This is a genomic window from Variovorax sp. WDL1 (assembly GCF_001541225.1).
Classification (GTDB): domain Bacteria; phylum Pseudomonadota; class Gammaproteobacteria; order Burkholderiales; family Burkholderiaceae_C; genus Variovorax.
The window spans coordinates 1-1,588 of record NZ_LMTS01000345.1 but is presented as its reverse complement, the minus strand read 5'-3'; the positions used below and the strand labels follow the sequence as shown (position 1 = coordinate 1,588).

Sequence of the window (1,588 nt, the reverse complement as noted above, 5' to 3'; positions counted from 1 at the left end):
GGGGGGGAGCCGATGACGGCGGCGAGCTCGGCGCTGGGGGTGAGCGTCTTCATGAAGGCCGCGTTGGGCGACCGCTTGGCGGCTGCCTTCTTCGCCGGCGGGGCGGGAGGCGTTTTGGATGTGGCCATTGTCTGTTCTTGGTGGATCTGAAAGGGGTCGATGCTATCGGATGACGTACTGACCCCAGGCGGCCCTCCGGAACGCGTCACGCATGCGCGCGAGCTCCCCTATGGAAACGGCAGCGCTTCGCGCACCTCAGCACCATGGCGATCGCTGCTTTCGTCAACGCGAGCGAGCGGTCGGGCGACCTGTGGTGAAGTCTTCCGGCCGAAGCAGGCCCACGGGCCGATCAGCTTGCGGGACCGCCGTCTTAGGGGTGGCGGACGGCTGCGCAGGTGCACGCGATCGAGGTGAACCTGCGCGAAGTTGAGAGGCACTCGGCCCAATGCCGCGACGGTGGAGCGCCGCACGGCTTTGAAGCATTCATACGCGCGGTCCGTATGGACGGCTTCTGGAAACGGCGCGTCGTCGAAGGCAGAGGCGGCGTTGCTACAGTCGCTACCCCAACCCGAACACTAGATGCGATCCTTGTCTTTCCCAATCTTGCGCCCTGCCCTCCCGGGCATGGCCAGGCGCGCGAGATATTGCACGAGACTACGCGATGTCGCGAGCGGCACAAAGCCGTCGCTAAGCGAAGCAGCGCAGCCAGAAGCGCCATGTCGACGCCCAGCTCGGTCAGAATGATCCAAGGCCACGCTGCCGTTCGGCCGAGCCTGAGGCCAGTGCTGCACGTCGCTTGTCGAGCGACGTGTGCCGCAAGCGGGTGCGGTTATTTCAGGCGAACGAAGGGTTCAGCAAGTCGATGCCCGCGCCTTTGCACTTGATCCAGGGAGCCGGCGGGTGCTCGCGCCCGTTCCAAGCTGCCAGCGCGGCGCGGGCATCCGACCCGTGCTCGTAACAGTACCGGCGCACGTAGCCGACAGGATCCAGCCCGACGATGATCGCCGTCGTGAAATTAAACCGGCGCACCGCGCACAAGACGCCGTCGACGACGCGCAAGTCCGTATACCCCGATGCCAGCAGCATGGCGTGCAAAGGGTCGACGGGATCAAGGCCCGAAGGAGCGGAAGCGGCGGCACGGGCGGTCGAGAGCATCACTGAGATTCTGACAAGAAAAAGCACCGGGACAGCGGATAGGGCTTGCCCCAGCATGTTGCCCGTGTACGCCGCGACCGCTGCTAGCGGCGACTCGCCGGGGTCCCACGGAGCGACGCGGGCGCGGACAGCGGTCATCACGGCATCTCCCGGGCCAGGATGTACTCTAACGCCTCGCCCGCATGCAGGGCAGCCGTAAAGATCGCGGTGCGGTCGTTGCGCGGCATCTGTATCCAGCTGCCGAGGCAGGCCACGTGGTCAATGGTGGCGTCCACTAGGTCGATATGCCTGAGCACGATCGCTGTCGAATTCATCCACAAGTTACTTGACGCATACACCGGGGTCGCCGAAGCGCTGACCGGATGCGCAAATCAGCCAGTCGGGTATCCCTATCTAGGGGTCTCCTCGTTTTCAGTGCAATAAGTGACGGTAC

2 protein-coding genes are annotated in these 1,588 nt (G+C 64.7%); both read right to left on the bottom strand.

Annotation, left to right across the window (positions count from 1 at the left end; genetic code table 11):
• Positions 1 to 834: 834 nt before the first annotated feature.
• Positions 835 to 1,293, bottom strand: a complete 459-nt coding sequence (locus APY03_RS38475) for a hypothetical protein (RefSeq protein WP_068685915.1) — start codon at positions 1,291 to 1,293, stop codon at positions 835 to 837.
• Positions 1,293 to 1,469, bottom strand: a complete 177-nt coding sequence (locus APY03_RS42205; protein WP_157103529.1) for a hypothetical protein — start codon at positions 1,467 to 1,469, stop codon at positions 1,293 to 1,295. The genes APY03_RS38475 and APY03_RS42205 overlap by 1 nt, the downstream gene beginning before the upstream one ends.
• Positions 1,470 to 1,588 lie beyond the last annotated feature (119 nt).

Coding starts and splice junctions, on each gene's coding strand:
- APY03_RS42205 (WP_157103529.1), bottom strand. CDS start 1,469: ATGAATTCGACAGCGATCGTGCTCAGGCATATCGACCTAGTGGACGCC.
- APY03_RS38475 (WP_068685915.1), bottom strand. CDS start 1,293: ATGACCGCTGTCCGCGCCCGCGTCGCTCCGTGGGACCCCGGCGAGTCG.